17 protein-coding genes are annotated in these 16,882 nt (G+C 69.7%); 3 read left to right on the top strand and 14 right to left on the bottom strand.

Annotated elements, in window-relative coordinates:
* Positions 1 to 23 precede the first annotated feature (23 nt).
* The 3 genes from L3N39_RS08370 to L3N39_RS08380 all read right to left on the bottom strand — a co-directional run bounded on the left by L3N39_RS08370 (position 24) and on the right by L3N39_RS08380 (position 3,978).
* Positions 24 to 1,274, bottom strand: coding sequence for an OprD family porin (locus L3N39_RS08370; RefSeq protein WP_237256868.1), 1,251 nt, complete (start codon positions 1,272 to 1,274; stop codon positions 24 to 26).
* A 101-nt stretch (positions 1,275 to 1,375) separates the two neighbouring features.
* Positions 1,376 to 2,725, bottom strand: a complete 1,350-nt coding sequence (locus tag L3N39_RS08375; protein WP_237256869.1) for an MFS transporter — start codon at positions 2,723 to 2,725, stop codon at positions 1,376 to 1,378.
* 44 nt (positions 2,726 to 2,769) lie between these two features.
* On the bottom strand, positions 2,770 to 3,978 hold the full coding sequence (locus L3N39_RS08380; RefSeq protein ID WP_237256870.1) for a M20 aminoacylase family protein: 1,209 nt from the start codon (positions 3,976 to 3,978) through the stop codon (positions 2,770 to 2,772).
* A 78-nt stretch (positions 3,979 to 4,056) separates the two neighbouring features.
* Between L3N39_RS08380 and L3N39_RS08385 the strand changes: the two genes are divergently transcribed.
* Positions 4,057 to 4,947, top strand: coding sequence for a LysR substrate-binding domain-containing protein (locus L3N39_RS08385; protein ID WP_237256871.1), 891 nt, complete (start codon positions 4,057 to 4,059; stop codon positions 4,945 to 4,947).
* A 13-nt stretch (positions 4,948 to 4,960) separates the two neighbouring features.
* Here L3N39_RS08385 and L3N39_RS08390 read toward each other — a convergent pair whose 3' ends face one another.
* The 9 genes from L3N39_RS08390 to L3N39_RS08430 all read right to left on the bottom strand — a co-directional run bounded on the left by L3N39_RS08390 (position 4,961) and on the right by L3N39_RS08430 (position 12,674).
* Positions 4,961 to 5,650, bottom strand: a complete 690-nt coding sequence (locus L3N39_RS08390) for a c-type cytochrome (protein WP_237256872.1) — start codon at positions 5,648 to 5,650, stop codon at positions 4,961 to 4,963.
* Between the two features lie 14 nt (positions 5,651 to 5,664).
* Positions 5,665 to 6,579: a copper resistance protein B gene (locus tag L3N39_RS08395; protein WP_237256873.1), complete on the bottom strand. Its 915-nt coding sequence runs from the start codon at positions 6,577 to 6,579 to the stop codon at positions 5,665 to 5,667.
* Positions 6,569 to 6,916, bottom strand: a complete 348-nt coding sequence (locus L3N39_RS08400; RefSeq protein ID WP_237256874.1) for a hypothetical protein — start codon at positions 6,914 to 6,916, stop codon at positions 6,569 to 6,571. The genes L3N39_RS08395 and L3N39_RS08400 overlap by 11 nt, the downstream gene beginning before the upstream one ends.
* Positions 6,917 to 6,927: 11 nt before the next feature.
* Positions 6,928 to 8,778 carry a copper resistance system multicopper oxidase gene (locus L3N39_RS08405; protein WP_237256875.1) on the bottom strand — a complete coding sequence of 617 codons (1,851 nt, stop codon included), beginning with the start codon at positions 8,776 to 8,778 and terminating at the stop codon, positions 6,928 to 6,930.
* A gap of 168 nt (positions 8,779 to 8,946) precedes the next feature.
* Positions 8,947 to 9,297, bottom strand: coding sequence for a DUF3147 family protein (locus tag L3N39_RS08410; protein ID WP_237256876.1), 351 nt, complete (start codon positions 9,295 to 9,297; stop codon positions 8,947 to 8,949).
* Positions 9,298 to 9,306: 9 nt separating this feature from the next.
* Positions 9,307 to 9,753: a DUF411 domain-containing protein gene (locus L3N39_RS08415; protein WP_237256877.1), complete on the bottom strand. Its 447-nt coding sequence runs from the start codon at positions 9,751 to 9,753 to the stop codon at positions 9,307 to 9,309.
* Between the two features lie 21 nt (positions 9,754 to 9,774).
* Complete coding sequence (locus tag L3N39_RS08420; protein WP_237256878.1) at positions 9,775 to 10,044, bottom strand: heavy-metal-associated domain-containing protein; 270 nt, start codon at positions 10,042 to 10,044, stop codon at positions 9,775 to 9,777.
* A gap of 10 nt (positions 10,045 to 10,054) precedes the next feature.
* Entirely contained in the window at positions 10,055 to 12,358 is a 2,304-nt protein-coding gene (locus tag L3N39_RS08425) for a heavy metal translocating P-type ATPase (RefSeq protein ID WP_237257076.1), read from the bottom strand.
* A 112-nt stretch (positions 12,359 to 12,470) separates the two neighbouring features.
* Entirely contained in the window at positions 12,471 to 12,674 is a 204-nt protein-coding gene (locus L3N39_RS08430; RefSeq protein WP_008570355.1) for a DUF2933 domain-containing protein, read from the bottom strand.
* 144 nt (positions 12,675 to 12,818) lie between these two features.
* On the opposite strand from L3N39_RS08430, the gene L3N39_RS08435 reads away from it, so the two are divergent.
* Entirely contained in the window at positions 12,819 to 13,502 is a 684-nt protein-coding gene (locus L3N39_RS08435) for a heavy metal response regulator transcription factor (RefSeq protein WP_237256879.1), read from the top strand.
* Entirely contained in the window at positions 13,499 to 14,863 is a 1,365-nt protein-coding gene (locus tag L3N39_RS08440) for a heavy metal sensor histidine kinase (protein ID WP_237256880.1), read from the top strand. Before L3N39_RS08435 ends, L3N39_RS08440 begins: the two co-directional genes overlap by 4 nt.
* 8 nt (positions 14,864 to 14,871) lie before the next feature.
* Here L3N39_RS08440 and L3N39_RS08445 read toward each other — a convergent pair whose 3' ends face one another.
* Together L3N39_RS08445 and L3N39_RS08450 are read right to left on the bottom strand one after the other, a co-directional pair.
* The gene (locus L3N39_RS08445; RefSeq protein WP_237256881.1) at positions 14,872 to 16,194 is read right to left on the bottom strand and encodes a sensor histidine kinase; all 1,323 of its coding nucleotides are present in this window, start codon (positions 16,192 to 16,194) and stop codon (positions 14,872 to 14,874) included.
* On the bottom strand, positions 16,191 to 16,868 hold the full coding sequence (locus tag L3N39_RS08450; protein ID WP_237256882.1) for a response regulator: 678 nt from the start codon (positions 16,866 to 16,868) through the stop codon (positions 16,191 to 16,193). The genes L3N39_RS08445 and L3N39_RS08450 overlap by 4 nt, the downstream gene beginning before the upstream one ends.
* Positions 16,869 to 16,882 lie beyond the last annotated feature (14 nt).

Here is a 16,882-nt window from a genome sequence, read left to right on the forward strand (position 1 = left end):
CGTCGGCGCTCGCCTCGCGTGGCCTACCAGAGCGGCAGACTGTAGCCGATGATCAGGCGGTTCTCGTCGATGTCGGTGGTCAGGCCGTTGCCCGAGCGAAAGCTCAGGTTGCGCCATTGCAGGCTCAACCCCTTCAGGCTGCCGCTTTGCACCACGTAGGTGAGATCGCTGTCGCGTTCCCACGACTGGCCGTTGTCGGTCCCGGCCGCGCGCACGTTGCGCCCGTCGACATAGCGGGTCATGAAGGTAAGCCCGGGGATGCCCTGCGCGGCGAAGTCGTAGTCGTAGCGCAACTGCCAGGAGTCCTCGCCGGCGCGGGTGAAGTCGTGCAGCGTGACCAGGTTGACGACATAGGCGGCGCCGCCGTTGAGCACCGGGAAGGCACTGCGGCCCGACTGTTCCTGCCAGCCGGCGCTGAACCGGTGGCCGCCGTGGCCGAGACCGATCAGGCCGTTGAAGTTGCGGTTGTCGACCTCGCCGGCACGGCGTTCGCCTGCGCCGCGGCTGTCGAAGTAGCGCAGGTCGCTGCGCAGGCTGAAGCCGCTGCCCAGTGGCAGGTTGTGCAGCAGGCCGAGATGGTGCTGGCTGTAGATGTCCTGCAGCTTGCCGTAGTAGTAGCTGGCCGACAGTTGTGGGTTGAAGGCATAGGTGCCACCGGCGAAGTCGAAGGCATCGCTGCTGGCGCTGCCGTAGCCGAGCGTGTCGCGGCTTGACGAGTCGCGCAGGTTGGCGCGGGTCAGGCGGCCGCCGTTGAAGGTCAGCCCGGGCAGCGCCTGGGAAGTCAGCATGCCGCCCTGGAAGGTCGAGGGCAGCAGGCGGGTATCGTTGTAGATGGCCACCGGCAGCCAGGGCAGCAGGGTGCCGAGGCGCAGCGTGTTATCGGCGACCTTGAGCTTGGCGGTCAGGCCGAGTTCGCTGTAGTCGTCCACCGGCTCCTGGCTGTCCGGCCCGAACGGCAGCAGCCCGGTGCCGCGGCGATCACGGCTGGAATCGAGCTTGACGCCGAGCGCGCCGATGGCGTCGAGGCCGACTCCGAGCGGCCCCTCGCTGAAACCGGATTCGAAGCGCGCGACGAAGCCCTGCGCCCATTCGGCCGCCTTGGCCTGCCCGGCACCGTCGTGGCGAAAATCGCGGTTGAGGTAGTAGTTGCGCAGCTGCAGGCTGGCCTTGCTGTCGTCGGCGAAGCCGGCGCTGGCCAGCGGTGCGGCGAGCAGGCAAGGGCTGGCCAGGAGGCACGCGCAGGCACGCGCACCGAGGGTCTGGATGCGGTTCATTATTGTTGTTCCCGATTGAGGTGGTGCTGCTGGGGCCGGCCGGCGTGCGGCGCCGGGCCGGGGTGTCGCTGCGGGCCCGGAGGTGGCCCGAGGCGCTGGTCTCAGAGGCCCTGGGCGATCGCCGGACGGGACGGCGCCGGCACAGGCGGCCGCGACGGGTCGGCATCGACGGCTGCCAGGTGCGCCTCGTGGGTGCGGTCGATCAGGAAGCAGGCGCCGATCAGGCCGAGCACCACGGCGAACAGTACGTAGAACACCGGCGCGATGGCGATGCCCGTGGCGTGGATCAGCCAGGTCACGATGAACTGGGCGAAGCCGCCGAAGATCATCACCGCCACGTTGTAGGCCAACGCCAGCCCGGTGGAACGCACGCCGGCAGGAAACTGCTCGGCCACCGCGGCGGAGAAGGGGCCGAAGAACGCCGCCAGCACGGCGCAGAGCAGCACCTGCATGGCGACCAGCCGCTCGAACGAGGGCGCGGCGTGGATCCAGCTGAACAGCGGGTACAGCGCGACCAGCAGGCTGGCGCTCGCCAGGAGGATCAGGCGCTTGCGGCCGATGCGGTCGGAGAGTGCACCGAACACCGGCATCAGCAGCGTGAGCACGGCGACGGCGATCACCTGGGCGGTGAAGGCGTCGTCCAGTTCCAGGCCCAGCTGGCGGTTGGCGAAGGTCGGCATGTAGACCAGGATCATGTAGAAGCTGACCGTGCCGCAGACCGTCAGCGCCATCACCGTCAGCACCTGGCGCAGATGCTGGCGCAGCATGCGGCTCAGCGACTGCTGTTCCTTCGGAGCCTGGCGTGCCTCGAGGAAGGCCTCGGTTTCGGCCAGGTTGCGGCGCATCCACAGGCCGACCGGGCCGATCACCAGGCCGATCATGAAGGGAATCCGCCAGCCCCAGGCATCCAGGTCCTGCGGCGACAGGCCGTGGGTTACCAGCGCGGTGACACCGGCGCCGCAGAACACCGCCAGGCCCTGGCCGAACATCTGCCAGGAGCCATACAGGCCGCGGCGATTGGCCGGCGCGCTTTCGATCAGGAAGGACGTGGCACTGGCGAACTCGCCGCCGGTGGCGAAGCCCTGCAGCAGCCGCGCCAGCACGATCAGCAACGGTGCCGCGACGCCGATCGCGGCGAACGGCGGGGCGAAGGCGATCATCGCGATCGACAGCGTCATCAGCGCGATGATCAGCTGCAGCGCGGCCTTGCGTCCCCGGCGGTCGGCATAGATGCCCAGCAGCACCCCGCCGACCGGACGCATGAAGAAACCGACGCCGAAGGTCGCGGTCGCCATCAGCAGTGCGCTGTACTCGCTCTCGGCCGGGAAGAACAGCCGCGAGATGACCACGGCGAGAAAGCCGAAGACGATGAAGTCGTACCACTCCAGGGCGTTGCCGATGATGGCCGCCAGGACCTGTTTGCGGGCGGGTGCTGCGGGTTGGGTGTTCATGCCGTCGTACCTATTTGTTGTTATGAGAGCACGCCACGGCGCCGTCAGCGGGCGAAGTACCGCTTGCCCAGTGCCAGCCAGAAGGCCGCACCGGGCGCCAGACAGGCGTCGTTGAAGTCGTAGTGGGGGTTGTGCACGCTGCAGGGGCCGAGGTGTTCACCTCCGCCGAAGCCGTTGTTGCCGTTGCCGATCAGCAGGTAGCAGCCCGGCACCTGCTGCAGGAAGAAGGCGAAGTCCTCGCTGCCGCTGATCGGCGGGCTGTCGTCCATCACGCACGCCGGGCCGACCAGCTCGCGCGCTACCTCGACGGCCAGGCGCGTCTCCTGCGCGCTGTTGTTCAACACCGGGTAGCCGCGCTGGTAGTGCACCTCGCAGCCGGCGCCGAACGCCGCGGCCTGGCCCTCGGCCAGCGCGCGGATGCGCGTTTCGAGCCGTTCGCGCACCTCCGCGCGCAGGGCGCGGACGCTCAGTTCCATCTCCGCGCTTTCCGGGATCACGTTGTAGGTGTCGCCGGCGCTGATGCGGCCGACACTGATCACCGCCGCCTCGACCGGGTCGACGTTGCGCCCGACGATGCTCTGCAGCGCCAGCACGGTGGCCGCCGCCGGCAGCATCGGGTCGACCGCCAGGTGCGGCAGCGCGCCGTGGCCGCCCTTGCCGTTGAAGCGGATCAGCACGCGATCGGACGAGGCCATGAATGCCCCCTCGCGAAAGCGGAAGTGGCCGACGGGTACGCCGGGATAGTTGTGCATGGCGAACAGGGCATCGCAGGGAAAGCGCTCCAGCAGCCCCTCATCGAGCATGCGCCGGGCGCCGCCGCCGCCGCCCAGCTCTTCGGCCGGCTGGAAGATCAGTTGCAGGGTGCCGTTGGCGCCGAGCTGGCCGTCCTGCTGCAGCCGCGCCAGCGCCTGGGCGGCGCCGAGCAGCATGGCGGTGTGGCCGTCATGGCCGCAGGCATGCATCTGCCCCGGGGTGCGGCTGGCCCACGGCAGGCCGGTCAGCTCCTGGATGGGCAGGGCGTCCATGTCGGCGCGCAAGCCGAGCCGCGGCGTGCCGTCGCCCCAGCGCAGGGTGCCGACCACGCCGGTGACGGCGATTCCCGTGTGCACCTCGTAGCCCCACTGCGCCAGGCACTCGGCCACCAGCCGGCTGGTCGCGAATTCGGCGAAGCCGAGCTCGGGATGCTGGTGAATGGTGCGCCGCCAGGACTGCATGGCGGCTTCGTCGGGCTGGATCAGGTCTTGAGTGTTCATGGAGCCGATCATAGGGTTTGTGGTGCTCCATGAAAGGCAGTATTTTCGAGTGGGTGACAACCAGAAGGAATCACCAAGATGAAGGACCACCAGCTGCGCGGGCTTGTCCAGGTCGCCGAATCCGGCTCGATCCGCGCCGCGGCGCGTGCCATGAACCTCAGCCAGAGTGCCCTGACCAAGGCGCTGCGCGAGCTGGAGGAGGACGTCGGGGCGGAGTTGCTGATGCGGAGCTACCGGGGCATCGCCTTCACCCCGGCGGGCGAGGCGCTGCTGCTGCACGCGCGGCTGGCCCAGGCGACCCTCGAGCGCGCCCGCGAGGAGATCCGCCAGCTGCGCGGCGGCGCCGGCGCGCGCCTGGCGATCGCACTGACACCGCTGGTGGCGGCGACCATCCTGCCGCCGATCCTCGCCGAATTCCGGCGCGCCCAGCCGGATGCCAGCCTGAGCCTCGAGGAAGGCCTGCTGACCCACGTGCTGCCGGGGTTGATGGAAGGGCGGCTGGATTTCGCCCTGGCGCTGGCCAATCCGGACGACCTGCCCTACGAAGTGCTGTTCGAGCCGCTGGCCCAGGCGCAGGCGGTGCCGACCGGCCGGCTTGGGCACCCGCTGGCCGAGGCGCGTAGCTGGGGTGAGCTGAAGGACGCCAGCTGGGTGCTCAACCTCACCGATGGCAGCCTGGGCAACCACCTGTTGCGCTGGCTGGCCAGCCAGGGGCTCGAGGCGCCGAAGAACATCGTGCGCTGTGCGTCACTGACCTTGATGCTCGAACTGATGCGGCGCACCGACTACATCGGCTTCGGCCCCACCGACCTGTTCAGCGACTCGCTGTTCTCGGTGGGTATCCAGCGCTTTGCCGTGGCGCCGGTGCCGCCGCCGATGTCGATCGGCATCCTCAGCCTGCGCGGCGTGCCGCTGGGCAGCTCGGCACAGTTGCTGGCCAGGCTGTTCGCCCGCCGCCTGCGCCGCTGAGGGGCCGCCGCGGTCAATGCACGTGGCGGCTGCCGTCGGCGTGATGGTGCACCTTGGTTTCGGCAGGCGCGGCCTTGGCTTCGCCGTGGTGCTCGCCGCCGTGGTGCGATGCGCCCGCATCGTCCGGCGCGGCGTGGCTCGAATGCTGGTTGCTGTGGTCGTGCATGTCCGACTCACCACCGCCGTGCTGGTGCCCCTCGCTGGAGGCGACCAGCGCGCGGTACTCGCCGGCGTCCAGCTGCGGCAGGCGCTCGAGGAAGGCGACCATGCCCCAGATGTACGGGTCGCCCATGCTCCGGCCCCAGGCCGGCATGCCGCTGGCCTTGATGCCGTGGCGGATGATCCAGAAGGCCCGCGCCGGGTCGCCGCCGTGGCCCAGCTCGGCCAGGTTCGGCGGCGCGGGATAGAGGCTTTCGCTCAATTCGGTCGATGGCAGCCCCGGCGCCAGGTGGCAACCGATGCACATGGCCTGGTAGTTGCCCGCGCCGGAGCGGATCAGCGCCTCGTCGTCGAGGTCCGGCACCTCGATGTCGCGGCTGCGCACGGCGATCGAGCGCTCGCGGGCGAGCTCCAGCAGGCGCTCGATCGGTTGTGCATGCGGTGCATCGGCGGCGACATTGAAGGCGCCGGAGTAGACGGCGCCGGCACCGGCGACGGCCAGCACGACGCCGGTTAGCGCAAGGATCTTGATTGTTGTTTTCATGGGGTGGGCTGTGCTCAAAACCAGAATCGTATGCCAGCGACCAGGCGGGTGTCGCTGACATCCTCGCCGTCATCACGCAGTAGGTCGGCGGTGTTGCCGTAGGCACGGTTCCAGGTCACGCCGACATAGGGCGCGAACTGGCGGCTGATCTCGTAACGCAGGCGCAGCCCGACATTCGCATCGCTGAGCCCGGAGCCGACGCCACGCGCTTCGTCGTTGCGCCCGTGCAGGTTGAGCTCGGCGGTGGGCTGCAGTACCCAGCGCTGGGTCAGCAGGATGTCGTACTCGGCTTCCAGGCGCAGCGCGCTCTGGCCGCCCTCGCCGAGAAAGGCCGTGGCCTCGGTCTCCAGGCCGAACAGCGGCATGCCCTGCACGCCGAACGCGGCCCAGGTCTGCGGCGAGCCGGGCTTGAAGTCCTGGCGCACGCCGGCGACGGTTTCCCACCAGGGGCCGATGGCGTGGCTCCAGAGCAGTTGCAGCTCGGCTTCCTCGGTGTGGCCGGCGGTGCGCTCGCCCTCGGAACGGAAGGCCAGGCGATCGATGTCGCCGCCATACCAGCCGGAGATGTCCCAGGCCAGGGCGCTGCCTTCGTCGGCGTCCTGCCATTCCAGCTGGTCGGCGAGGAACAGGAAGTTGCTCCCGCCCTGGTGCATGCGGTGCGGCGGCAGTTCGGGGAAGGCGGCGGCGCGATCCGTGTCACGGATCGTCGGCACTGGAGTGCGCGATTCCTGGCCCGGCGGTACGCCGGTGGCCGGCGGATGGGCCATCGAGCCGTGGCTGCCATGATCCATGGCGCCGTGGTCCATCGGCGCCTGCTGCATCGGTGCGTCATGGCCGGCGTGGCCGCTATGATCCATGGCCTGCTGGGCCTGCGCCGCGACGGCGGCCAGGCTCAGCACGACGGCGACGGGCAGCGTCTCAATGCGCATGCGGGTTGCCCTTCTCGGCATCCTTGGGCATGTCCTTCTGCGGCGTGCCCTGGCCCATGTTGCCGTGATCCATCATCTGGCCGTGGCCCATGTTCTGGTGGTCCATCATCTGGCCATTGCCCATGTGCTGGTCGTGCATCTGCATCATCTTGTCGTGGTCCATGCCCTGCATCCCGCCTTGCGGCTTGGGCTGGGTGGCCGGCGGCGCGGCCTGCTCGGCCGGTGCGTTTGCCGGATGGTGGCCGTCGTGCTCGCTCTGCTGCGCGTGGGCGATGCCGAGGCTGAGGGTGGCGGCCAGGCCGAAGGCGAGCAGGGTGGTTTGCTTGATTGCGTTCATGAGCTTCTCCGTCATTCTTCTACGCGGACTTCGCGGAACATCCCGAGGTCCATGTGCATCAGCATGTGGCAATGGTAGGCCCAGCGGCCGAGGGCGTCGGCCGTGACCCGGTAGCTGCGTTTCGAGCCCGGCGGCATGTCGATGGTGTGCTTGCGCACCAGGAAATTGCCGTTCTCGTCTTCCAGATCGCTCCACAGCCCGTGCAGGTGGATGGGGTGGTGCATCATGGTGTCGTTGACCAGCACGATGCGCACGCGCTCGCCGTACTTGAGGCGGATCGGTTCGGCATCGGCGAAGGCAATGCCGTCGAACGACCAGGCGAAGCGCTCCATGTGGCCGGTCAGGTGCAGCTCGAGGGTACGGCTCGGCTGACGGCCATCCGGATCGGCGAAGGTGCTGCGCAGGTCCGCGTAGGTCAGCACCCGCCGGCCGTTGTCGCGCAGGCCGATGCCGGGGTCGTCCAGCTTGGGCACCGGGGTCATGGTCTGCATGTCCACCAGCGGGTTGTCGGTCTCGCTGGCCGGGTGCGCCTGCATGGCCCCCATGGTGTCGTGGTCCATCGTGCCTGCCTGGCCATGATCCATGCCCGCCATGGCTGCGTGATCCATGCCGCTGCCATGATCCATACCGCCGTGGCCCATTGCGGCGTGGTCCATCTGCCCATGATTCATCGCGCCATGCCCGGCGTGAGGGCCATCGCTCTGCGCAGGCGCGGCAGCCTGGCCATGGGCGGCGTGATCGCCATGGCCCATGTCGTCCATGCTCAGTTCGGGGCGCGGGTCGGGCTCGGGCACCGGGGCCTGCAGGCCTTCGCGCACGGCCAGCGTGCCGCGCGCATAACCCGAGCGGTCCATGGCCTGGGCGAACAGCGTGTAGGCGTCCTGGCTGCCGTCCGGCTCGACGATCACGTCATAGGTTTCCGCCACCGCCAGGCGGATCTCGTCGACCGATACCGGCTCGACGTTCTGCCCGTCGGCGGCGACCACGGTGAGCTTGAGGCCGGGGATGCGGAAGTCGAAGTAGCTCATCGCCGAGCCGTTGATCAGGCGCAGGCGGATGCGCTCGCCCGGCTGGAACAGCCCGGTCCAGTTGCCGTCCGGCGCCTGGCCGTTGAGCAGGTAGGTATAGGTCGCGCCACTGATGTCGGCGAGATCGGTGGGCGACATGTTCATCCTGGCCCAGGCCCAGCGCTCGCTGACGGTCTCGCGCCAGCCCTTGTCGGCGACGTCGCCGATGAAGTCGCCGAGCGTACGGCGGCCCTGGTTGTAGTAGTCGGCCTGCTTCTTCAGCTTGGCTAGCACCCGCGCCGGGCTCTCGTCGGTCCAGTCGGAGAGGAACACCACGTAGTCGCGCTCGTATGCGAACGGCTCCGGCTCCTTCGGATCGATGATCAGCGGGCCGTAGACGCCGAGTTGCTCCTGGAATGCCGAATGGCTGTGGTACCAGTAGGTGCCGCTTTGCTTCACCGTGAAGCGGTACTCGTACAGGCCGTCCGGGGCGATGCCGGCGAAGCTGAAACCGGGCACGCCGTCCATGTTGGCCGGCAGCAGGATGCCGTGCCAGTGGATGGAGGTGTCCTGCGGCAGGCGGTTGCGCACGCGCAGGGTCACGCTGTCACCCTCGCGCCAGCGCAGCAGCGGGCCGGGGATGCTGCCGTTGATGGCCATCGCGGTGCGGCGTTTGCCGCTGAAGTTCACCTCCATCGAATCGATGGTCAGGTCGAACTGGCTGCCGCTGAGTACCGTCGGCTGGCCGGGGCTGGTCAGCGCCCAGACGGGCTGGCGCCACAACCCGAGCCCGGCGAAGGCACCGCCGGCGGCAAGGCTTTTGACGAAGGTGCGCCGAGAGCTGGTCGATTGCATGCTGGTCCTGTTGATCCGGTGGGTGACTGCGCCTGGACAACGTGTCGCAGTCTCGATGGGCAACCATAGCGCGATCGATCTGACGACAAGCTGAGCCGAAGATTACGGTTTTGTCAGTTTCGCCTGGTGGCGGGCCGCCGACGTCTGGAACGCAGCCGAGCCGGCCGCCTACAGCAACTCGATGCCGAAGCGCCGCAACAGCAGCGCCAGCAGGCCGAAGCAGGCGACGGTCAGCAGCGCGCCGGCCAGCAGCGCCGGCCAGAAGCCCAGTCGCGCCAGCAGGCGCGGGAAGACGAGGAACATCGGCAAGGTCGGCAGCACGTACCAGAAGGTGTACCAGGCATGGTTGGCAATCTTCTCCAGGGGCTGCCGTTCGACATGCAGCCAGACCATCGCCAGCACCGTGATCAGCGGCAGGGCGGCGAGGAAGCCGCCGAGCCGATCGCTGCGCTTGGCGACTTCCGAAACCAGCACCACCACCGCGGCGGTGAGCAGGTATTTGGTGATGATCCAGCCCATGCGATGCCTTCAGCGCTGCGCCTGGTCGCCCAGGTACTCGCCGAGTGCCAGGTCGCGGCCGTCGCGGGTCAGGCCGATGACCTGGTAGCGCTGCTTCGCCTGGCCGTAGTCCATGCCCGGCGAGCCGGCCGGCATGCCGGGTGCGGCAACGCCGAGCAGGTCATCGCGCTGCTGCAGGTCGCGGATCGCCGCCACCGGCACGTGGCCCTCGACGAACTTGCCGTCGATCACCCCGGTGTGGCACGAGCCCAGCCGCGGTACGACGCCGAGGCTCTGCTTGACCGCCGGCATGTCGCTCTCCACATGGTCACGCACCTCGAAGCCGTTGGCCTGCAGGTACTTGATCCAGTCCTTGCAGCAGCCGCAGTTGGCGTCGCGGTGCACGTCGATCACGTCGGCCGCCTGGGCCAGGCCCGAAACCAGCAGGGCGGCGAGGGTGGCGAGGTATTTGTTCATGCGCGTTCTCCAGAGGGTGGGTCAGCGGCAGCAGCAGCCGGAGCTGCCGCCGCAACCGGTTTTCTTCGCCGGCGCGGCGGGCGCCGTGGCGGTGGCTTCGGCCGGGTAGCCGGCCTCGTCGAGGGCAGCGATCAACGTCTCGGGTTGGGCGCTACCTTCGACCCGGATGATGCCGCCGGCAAGTTCCACATCGATGCGCCCGACGCCGTCCAGCCCCTCGAGGGCCGCGGTGACATGGCGCACGCAGGAGCCGCAGCTCATGCCGGTGACTTTCAACGTGGTGGTGTTCATGGCGATCTCCTCAGTGACCTGGGCCGATGCTCGACCTTGACATCGTGGCAAGGTCAAGCCCCCCGTCGACATCGGCCTTGCGCAGGCGCAGTGCGTTGAACACCACCGAGGCGGAGCTGACGCTCATCGCCAGCGCGGCGATCATCGGTGACAGCAGGTGGCCGGTCAGCGGGTAGAACAGGCCGGCCGCCAGCGGGATGCCCAGGCTGTTGTAGAGAAAGGCGAAGGTCAGGTTCTGGTGCATGTTGCGCACCGTGGCCACCGACAGGCTGCGCGCGCGCAGGATGCCCAGCAGGTCGCCCTTGACCAGGGTGACCTGGGCGCTGTTCATCGCCACGTCGGTGCCGGTGCCCATGGCGATGCCGACGTCGGCGCGCGCCAGCGCCGGTGCATCGTTGATGCCGTCGCCGGCCATCGCCACGCGGTGCCCTGCCTGCTGCAGGGTGGCGGCCAGGCGCTCCTTGTCCTGCGGCTTGACCTCGCCGTGCACCTCCTCGATGCCCAGCTGGCGCGCCACCGAGCGTGCGGTGGTCAGCCCGTCGCCAGTGGCCATGACCACCCGGACGCCATCGGCCTGCAGCCGCTCGACCGCCAGGCGCGAGGTGGGCTTGATCGGGTCGGCCACCGCCAGCAGCCCGGCCAGCGTGCCGTCGACCGCCAGGTACATGATGCTCACGCCTTCGGCGCGCAGCGCTTCGGAGCGCTGGCGCAGCGCGTCGCTGTCGACGCCGCCTTCATCGAGCAGCGCCGTGTTGCCGAGCAGCAGGCGCCGACCGGCGACGCGCCCGCGCACGCCGATGCCCGAGGCCGACTCGAAGTGCTCGACCGGGCTCAGTTGCACGCCGGTCCCGCGGGCGCGCTCGACGATGGCGTGGGCCAGCGGGTGCTCGCTGCCCTGGTCGAGGCTGGCCGCCAGTTGCAGTACCTCGTCCTCGCCGAAGCCGGGCGCGGCGACCACGCTGTGGAAGGCCGGGCGGCCCTCGGTGAGGGTGCCGGTCTTGTCGACGATCAGCGTGTCGATCTTGCGCAGGTTCTCGATGGCGCTGGCATCGCGGAACAGCACGCCGCTGCCGGCGGCCTTGCCGGTGGCGACCATCACCGACATCGGCGTGGCCAGGCCCAGCGCGCAGGGGCAGGCGATGATCAGCACCGCGACCGCGTTGATCAGGCCGAACACCCAGCTCGGCTGCGGGCCGAACAGGCCCCAGCCGAAGAAGGTCAGCACGGCGATGGCGATCACCACCAGCACGAACCAGCCGGCGATCAGGTCGGCCAGGCGTTGCATCGGCGCGCGGCTGCGCTGGGCCTGGGCGACCATCTGCACGATCTGCGCGAGCATGGTCGCCGCGCCGACCTTCTGCGCTTCCATCACCAGGCTGCCGTGGGTGTTGAGCGTGGCGCCGATCAACGCGTCGCCGCTGCGCTTGGTCACCGGCAGCGGCTCGCCGGTGAGCATCGATTCGTCCACCGCGCTTTCGCCCTCGAGCACGCGACCGTCCACCGGCACCTTCTCGCCGGGGCGCACGCGCAGGCGGTCGCCGAGGTGCACGTGGGTCAGGGCGATGTCCTCCTCGCTGCCGTCGGCGTTGATCCGCCGCGCGGTCTTCGGCGCCAGGCCGAGCAGCGACTTGATCGCCGCCGAGGTCTGCGAGCGCGCGCGCAGCTCGAGCATCTGGCCGAGCAGGGTCAGCGAGATGATCACCGCCGCCGCCTCGTAGTAGACGCCGATGCGCCCATCCTCCAGGAAAGTCGCCGGGAACAGCTGTGGCGCCAGTGTCGCTGCCACGCTGTAGACATAGGCCGCGGCGGTACCCAGGCCGATCAGCGTCCACATGTTCGGGCTGCGCTGGCGGATCGACTGCACCCCGCGCACGAAAAACGGCCAGCCAGCCCAGAGCACCACCGGCGTCGCCAGCAGCAGTTCCACCCAGTTCTGCGTGGCGCCGTGGAACAGCGCCAGCGAATGTCCGGCCATCGCCAGCAGGGTGACGATCACCGTCAGCGGCAGGGTCCACCAGAAGCGCCGGGAGAAATCGCGCAGCTCGGGGTTTTCCTGCTCCTCCAGCTCGGGGATCACCGGCTCCAGCGCCATGCCGCACTTGGGGCAGGTGCCGGGGCCGATCTGGCGGATCTCCGGGTGCATCGGGCAGGTGTACTCGGCGGCCGGGTCGCCCTCGACCGGCGCCGCCGCGGGCTCGGCACCCGCATAGCGCTGCGGCTCGGCGATGAAGCGGTCCAGGCAGCGCTGGCTGCAGAAGTGGTAGTCGCGCCCGCCATGGCTGGCATGCAGCGGGCTGTCGCCGGCCACCGGCATGCCGCACACCGGGTCCTGTTCGGTCGCGGTTTCGGCTAGGTGGGGTGGCTGCGAGTGCTGGGCGGGGTGGTGATGCGCGTGTGCGTGGGAGTGGGAGTGGTTGCCGGGCTGGTCAGCGGTCGCCATCGTGGCCTCCGTGTCTGTGGCCGAACAGGTGCAGTAGCGGGCAGAGCAGCAGGATCAGGTAAGGCAGTGCTTCGGCGGTATGCGTCAGATGTTCGCGCACCAGATAGAACAGCACGATCGACGCCAGCATCAGCAGTGCGATGCCGGCGGGGCTGCGCCAGAAAGGCTGGGGAGTTCCGCTGCGTTGCATGGCCGGCCTCCGGGATGGATGCCTTCAAGATAGACCTCGCGGCCTTACATGGAGCTGATGGAAAGATTACGTTTCTGTCAGCTGATGGCATGTCGGCCGTTGCGGCTGCCACACTTCGCCCATCGCCGAGCCGAGGAACGGGACATGAAACTGCTGGTCGCCGAAGACGAGCCGAAAACCGGCACCTACCTGCAGCAGGGCCTGAGCGAGGCGGGTTTCACCGTCGACCGCGTCACCACCGGCACCGATGCCCTGCAGCATGCGCTGAGCACGCCCTACGACCTGCTGATCCTCGACGTGATGATGCCCGGGCTGGACGGCTGGGACGTGCTGCGCCTGGTGCGCGCCTCGGGCAGCGAGGTGCCGGTGCTGTTCCTCACTGCGCGCGACCGTGTCGAGGACCGGGTCAAGGGCCTGGAGCTGGGCGCCGACGACTACCTGGTCAAGCCGTTCGCCTTCTCCGAGCTGCTGGCGCGGGTGCGCACGCTGTTGCGCCGCGGTACGGCAGCGGCGCTGCAGACCCGGCTCCGGATCGCCGACCTGGAGGTCGACCTGCTCAAGCGCCGTGCCACCCGCGCCGGCCAGCGCATCGACCTGACCGCCAAGGAATTCGCCCTGCTGGAACTCTTGCTGCGCCGGCGCGGCGAGGTGCTGCCCAAGTCGCTGATCGCTTCCCAGGTCTGGGACATGAACTTCGACAGCGACACCAACGTCATCGAGGTGGCGATCCGCCGCCTACGGGCGAAGATCGACGACGGCTTCGAACCGCGGCTGATCCACACCGCACGCGGCATGGGCTACATGCTCGACGAGCCGGACGCGCCATGATCCGGCTGTCGCTCACCGCGCGGCTGAGCCTGATGTTCATGCTCGCCGTCACCGGCGTGCTGGCGGCGGCCGGCTACTTCTTCGGCCAGCTCAGCCAGCACCACTTCGATGAACTGGACCGCCACACCCTGCACGAGAAGCTCGAGGCCGCCAGCCGCCTGCTCGGCGGGCTGGACGATGCGCAGGCGCTGCCGCAGGTGCGCCCGCAACTGCAGGCGCTGCTCGGCGGGCACAGCGAGATGCGGGGCTTCATCTTCGACGAGACGGGCGCGCAGCTGTATCCCGAAGCGCCGCGCGCGATGGCCGAGCCGCAGCTGCTGGAGCTGGTCGGGCGGCGGGCCGGCGAGCTGCAGCTGGATGGGCGCGTCTGGCGCGGCGAGGCGGGGCATGTGCGGGTCGGCTCGCGGCGCCTGACCTTGCTCGTGTTGCTGGATGTCACCGTGCACAAGGCCTTCTTCCATACCTTCAGCGGCTGGCTGTGGGGCGCGCTGGTGCTCTGCGCGGCGCTCAGCGGCCTGCTCGGCTGGGCGCTGGTGCGCCGCGGCCTGCAGCCGCTGCGCGAGGTCACCCAGGTGGCGGCCTCGGTGTCGGCCCGCTCGCTGCGCGAGCGCATCCCCGACGAGTCGACCCCGGCCGAGCTGCAGCAGCTGGTGCAGGCCTTCAACGCCATGCTGGCGCGGCTGGAGGACGCCTTCGTGCGGCTGTCGAACTTCTCCGCCGACATCGCCCACGAGCTGCGCACGCCGCTGAGCAACCTGATGACCCACACCGAGGTGGCGCTGACCCGCGCGCGCACGCTGGAACAGTACCAGGACAACCTGCATTCCAACCTCGAGGAGTTGCAGCGCATGTCGCGGATGATCGACGACATGCTGTTCCTGGCCAAGGCCGACAACGGCCTGATCGTTCCCGATGCACGCCCGGTGGCGCTGGAGGCGCTGTGCACCCAGCTGCTGGACTTCTACCAGCTGTCGGCCGACGAACGCGACATCCGCTTCGAGTTGAGCGGCGCCGGGCGCATCGAGGGCGACCTGGCGATGCTGCGTCGCGCGCTGTCGAACCTCTTGTCCAATGCGCTGCGCTATACGCCCGACGGCGGGGTGATTCGCCTGGCCATCGAATCCGACGGCGACGAGGTGCGGCTGAGCGTGGCCAACCCCGGCACGACGATCGCGCCGGAACATCTGGAGCGGCTTTTCGACCGCTTCTACCGGGGCGACCCGGCGCGCCGCGAGGGCAGCCCGAGCAACGCCGGCCTGGGCCTGGCGATCACCCGCTCGATCGTCCAGGCCCATCAGGGCCGTATCCATTGCACCTCCGCGCAGGGCTGGACGTCCTTCCGCCTGGAATTCCCCGGCTAAGCGCATGCTCAGCGCTGCAACGGCACCGTCAGCGATACGCGCAGGCCATCAGGCTGGCTGTCGAACGCGAGGGTACAGCCGCAGCGCTCGGCGATGGCCTGGACGATGGCCAGGCCCAGGCCGCTGCCGGCGCTATTGGCGTGGCGCCAGAAGCGCCGGGTCAGGTGCTCGAGATGCTCGGCGGCGATGCCCGGGCCCTGATCGCGTACTTCGAAGCGTACTCGCTCCGCTTCAGGCAGCAGGGTCAGCGTGACGGCGCTGCCCGGCGCGGTGTGGCTCTGGGCATTCTCCAGCAGATTGCGCAGCGCGGCGATCGCCAGCACCGGCGGCATGGCCAGCGGCGTGTCGGGCAGTTCGGCCGGCACCTGCAACAGGATTGGCGCGCCGTCGCCGCCACTGGCGTCCTGAATCGCCAGCCGCGCGACCTCGGCGGCCGAGCACTGCAGGCCATCGTCGAAATCCAGACTGCCTTCCACCCGGGCCAGCAACAGCAGCTGTTCCAGTGTGCGCTGCAGGCGGTCGGCGCCGGCCTCGGCGTTGGCCAGCGCCTGCGCCGCGGCTGCGCCTTCGGTCATGCGCGCGACCTGCAGGTGGGTCTTGATCGCCGTCAGCGGGCTGCGCAGTTCGTGGGCGGCGTCGCCGGTCAGCCGGCGCTCGCGCTCGATGGCCTGGGCGATGCGTTCGAACAGCTGGTTCTGCGTTTGCACCAGCGGCTGCAGCTCGGCCGGCAGGCCGGTGGTCGGCAGCGGCTCGAGCGAATCGGCACTGCGCCGGGTCAGCGCCTCGCGAATCCGCTGCAGCGGCGCCAGCCCGCGGCCGAGGCCAAGCCAGAGCAGGCCGAGGCTGCCGAGCAGGGCGAGCGCCACCGGCAGCGCCGCGGCCAGCAGCAGCGAGCGCTCGAGCGTGGTGCGCTCGTCCAGGCGGTCGGCGGTGGTGATGCGCAGCTCGCCCTGCACCAGGGTGAAGCTGCGCCAGGGCACGCCGTCGATCAGCTGGTCGCGAAAGCCGTTCTGCTCGGCGTCCAGCTGCTGGTCGGGGGCGGCGTGGCTGCGCGCCAGCACTTCGCCGCGCAGCGAGCTGACCTGGCAGGCCAGGCCGTGGGGGATGCCCAGCTGCTCGGCGCTCAGGCGCTGCGGCGGGCCATCGCCTGGCATCGGTTGCGGCAGCTGCACCAAGAGGCCCGCCACCATGCGCGCCGAGGCCGCCAGGCGCTGGTCGAGCGAGAGCATCAGCTGGTTGCGCAGGTCGAGCAGCATCCAGGTCGCCGCCAGCGTCCAGAGCAGCACGAAGGCGGTGCCGAGCATCAGGGTCAGGCGCAGGCGCAGGCTCATGGCGCGTCTTCCCCGCCGGCCGGGCCGAGGCGATAGCCCAGGCCGCGCACCGTCTCGACGATGCCGCCGCCGAGCTTGCGCCGCAGGTGGTGGATGTGCACGTTCAGGGCGTTGCTCTCGACGTCGTCGGCCAGGCCGTAGACCGCGTCCTTGAGCTGGTCGGCGCTGAGCACCCGGCCGCGGCTGTTGAGCAGCGCCTGCAGCAGCGCCTGCTCGCGGCGCGACAGGTCCACCGGCTGGCCGTCCAGGCGCGCCTCGCAGCTGCCCGGGTCGTAGCACAGGCGACCGTGTTCGATCAGGGTGACGCTGCGCCCGGCGCTGCGCCGCACCAGGCTGTGCAGGCGCGCGGCCAGTTCGCGCAGGTCGAAGGGCTTGAGCAGGTAGTCGTCGGCGCCGGCGTGCAGGCCGGTGACGCGGTCGCTCACCGCATCGCGTGCGGTGAGCACCAGCACCGGCAGGTCCAGCCCGTGCTGGCGCAGGCGGCGCAGCAGCTCGATGCCGTCCTCGTCGGGCAGGCCGAGGTCGAGCACCAGCACGTCGAAAGCGGCCGTGCGCAGCAGCGCCTCGGCCGCTGCCGCGCTGGCGACGTGATCGACGGTCAGGCCCTGGGCGCCGAGGCCGGCGACGATGCCGCTGGCGATCAGCGCATCGTCTTCGACGAGCAGTACGTGCATGCGGATATCCGTGC

The organism is Pseudomonas oligotrophica (assembly GCF_021726475.1).
Classification (GTDB): domain Bacteria; phylum Pseudomonadota; class Gammaproteobacteria; order Pseudomonadales; family Pseudomonadaceae; genus Stutzerimonas; species Stutzerimonas oligotrophica.

What these genes read in the sequence shown, in the direction of transcription:
- L3N39_RS08370 (WP_237256868.1), bottom strand. Translation starts at nt 1,274, where the DNA reads ATGAACCGCATCCAGACCCTCGGTGCGCGTGCCTGCGCGTGCCTCCTG.
- L3N39_RS08375 (WP_237256869.1), bottom strand. Translation starts at nt 2,725, where the DNA reads ATGAACACCCAACCCGCAGCACCCGCCCGCAAACAGGTCCTGGCGGCC.
- L3N39_RS08380 (WP_237256870.1), bottom strand. Translation starts at nt 3,978, where the DNA reads ATGAACACTCAAGACCTGATCCAGCCCGACGAAGCCGCCATGCAGTCC.
- L3N39_RS08385 (WP_237256871.1), top strand. Translation starts at nt 4,057, where the DNA reads ATGAAGGACCACCAGCTGCGCGGGCTTGTCCAGGTCGCCGAATCCGGC.
- L3N39_RS08390 (WP_237256872.1), bottom strand. Translation starts at nt 5,650, where the DNA reads ATGAAAACAACAATCAAGATCCTTGCGCTAACCGGCGTCGTGCTGGCC.
- L3N39_RS08395 (WP_237256873.1), bottom strand. Translation starts at nt 6,579, where the DNA reads ATGCGCATTGAGACGCTGCCCGTCGCCGTCGTGCTGAGCCTGGCCGCC.
- L3N39_RS08400 (WP_237256874.1), bottom strand. Translation starts at nt 6,916, where the DNA reads ATGAACGCAATCAAGCAAACCACCCTGCTCGCCTTCGGCCTGGCCGCC.
- L3N39_RS08405 (WP_237256875.1), bottom strand. Translation starts at nt 8,778, where the DNA reads ATGCAATCGACCAGCTCTCGGCGCACCTTCGTCAAAAGCCTTGCCGCC.
- L3N39_RS08410 (WP_237256876.1), bottom strand. Translation starts at nt 9,297, where the DNA reads ATGGGCTGGATCATCACCAAATACCTGCTCACCGCCGCGGTGGTGGTG.
- L3N39_RS08415 (WP_237256877.1), bottom strand. Translation starts at nt 9,753, where the DNA reads ATGAACAAATACCTCGCCACCCTCGCCGCCCTGCTGGTTTCGGGCCTG.
- L3N39_RS08420 (WP_237256878.1), bottom strand. Translation starts at nt 10,044, where the DNA reads ATGAACACCACCACGTTGAAAGTCACCGGCATGAGCTGCGGCTCCTGC.
- L3N39_RS08425 (WP_237257076.1), bottom strand. Translation starts at nt 12,358, where the DNA reads ATGCCGGTGGCCGGCGACAGCCCGCTGCATGCCAGCCATGGCGGGCGC.
- L3N39_RS08430 (WP_008570355.1), bottom strand. Translation starts at nt 12,674, where the DNA reads ATGCAACGCAGCGGAACTCCCCAGCCTTTCTGGCGCAGCCCCGCCGGC.
- L3N39_RS08435 (WP_237256879.1), top strand. Translation starts at nt 12,819, where the DNA reads ATGAAACTGCTGGTCGCCGAAGACGAGCCGAAAACCGGCACCTACCTG.
- L3N39_RS08440 (WP_237256880.1), top strand. Translation starts at nt 13,499, where the DNA reads ATGATCCGGCTGTCGCTCACCGCGCGGCTGAGCCTGATGTTCATGCTC.
- L3N39_RS08445 (WP_237256881.1), bottom strand. Translation starts at nt 16,194, where the DNA reads ATGAGCCTGCGCCTGCGCCTGACCCTGATGCTCGGCACCGCCTTCGTG.
- L3N39_RS08450 (WP_237256882.1), bottom strand. Translation starts at nt 16,868, where the DNA reads ATGCACGTACTGCTCGTCGAAGACGATGCGCTGATCGCCAGCGGCATC.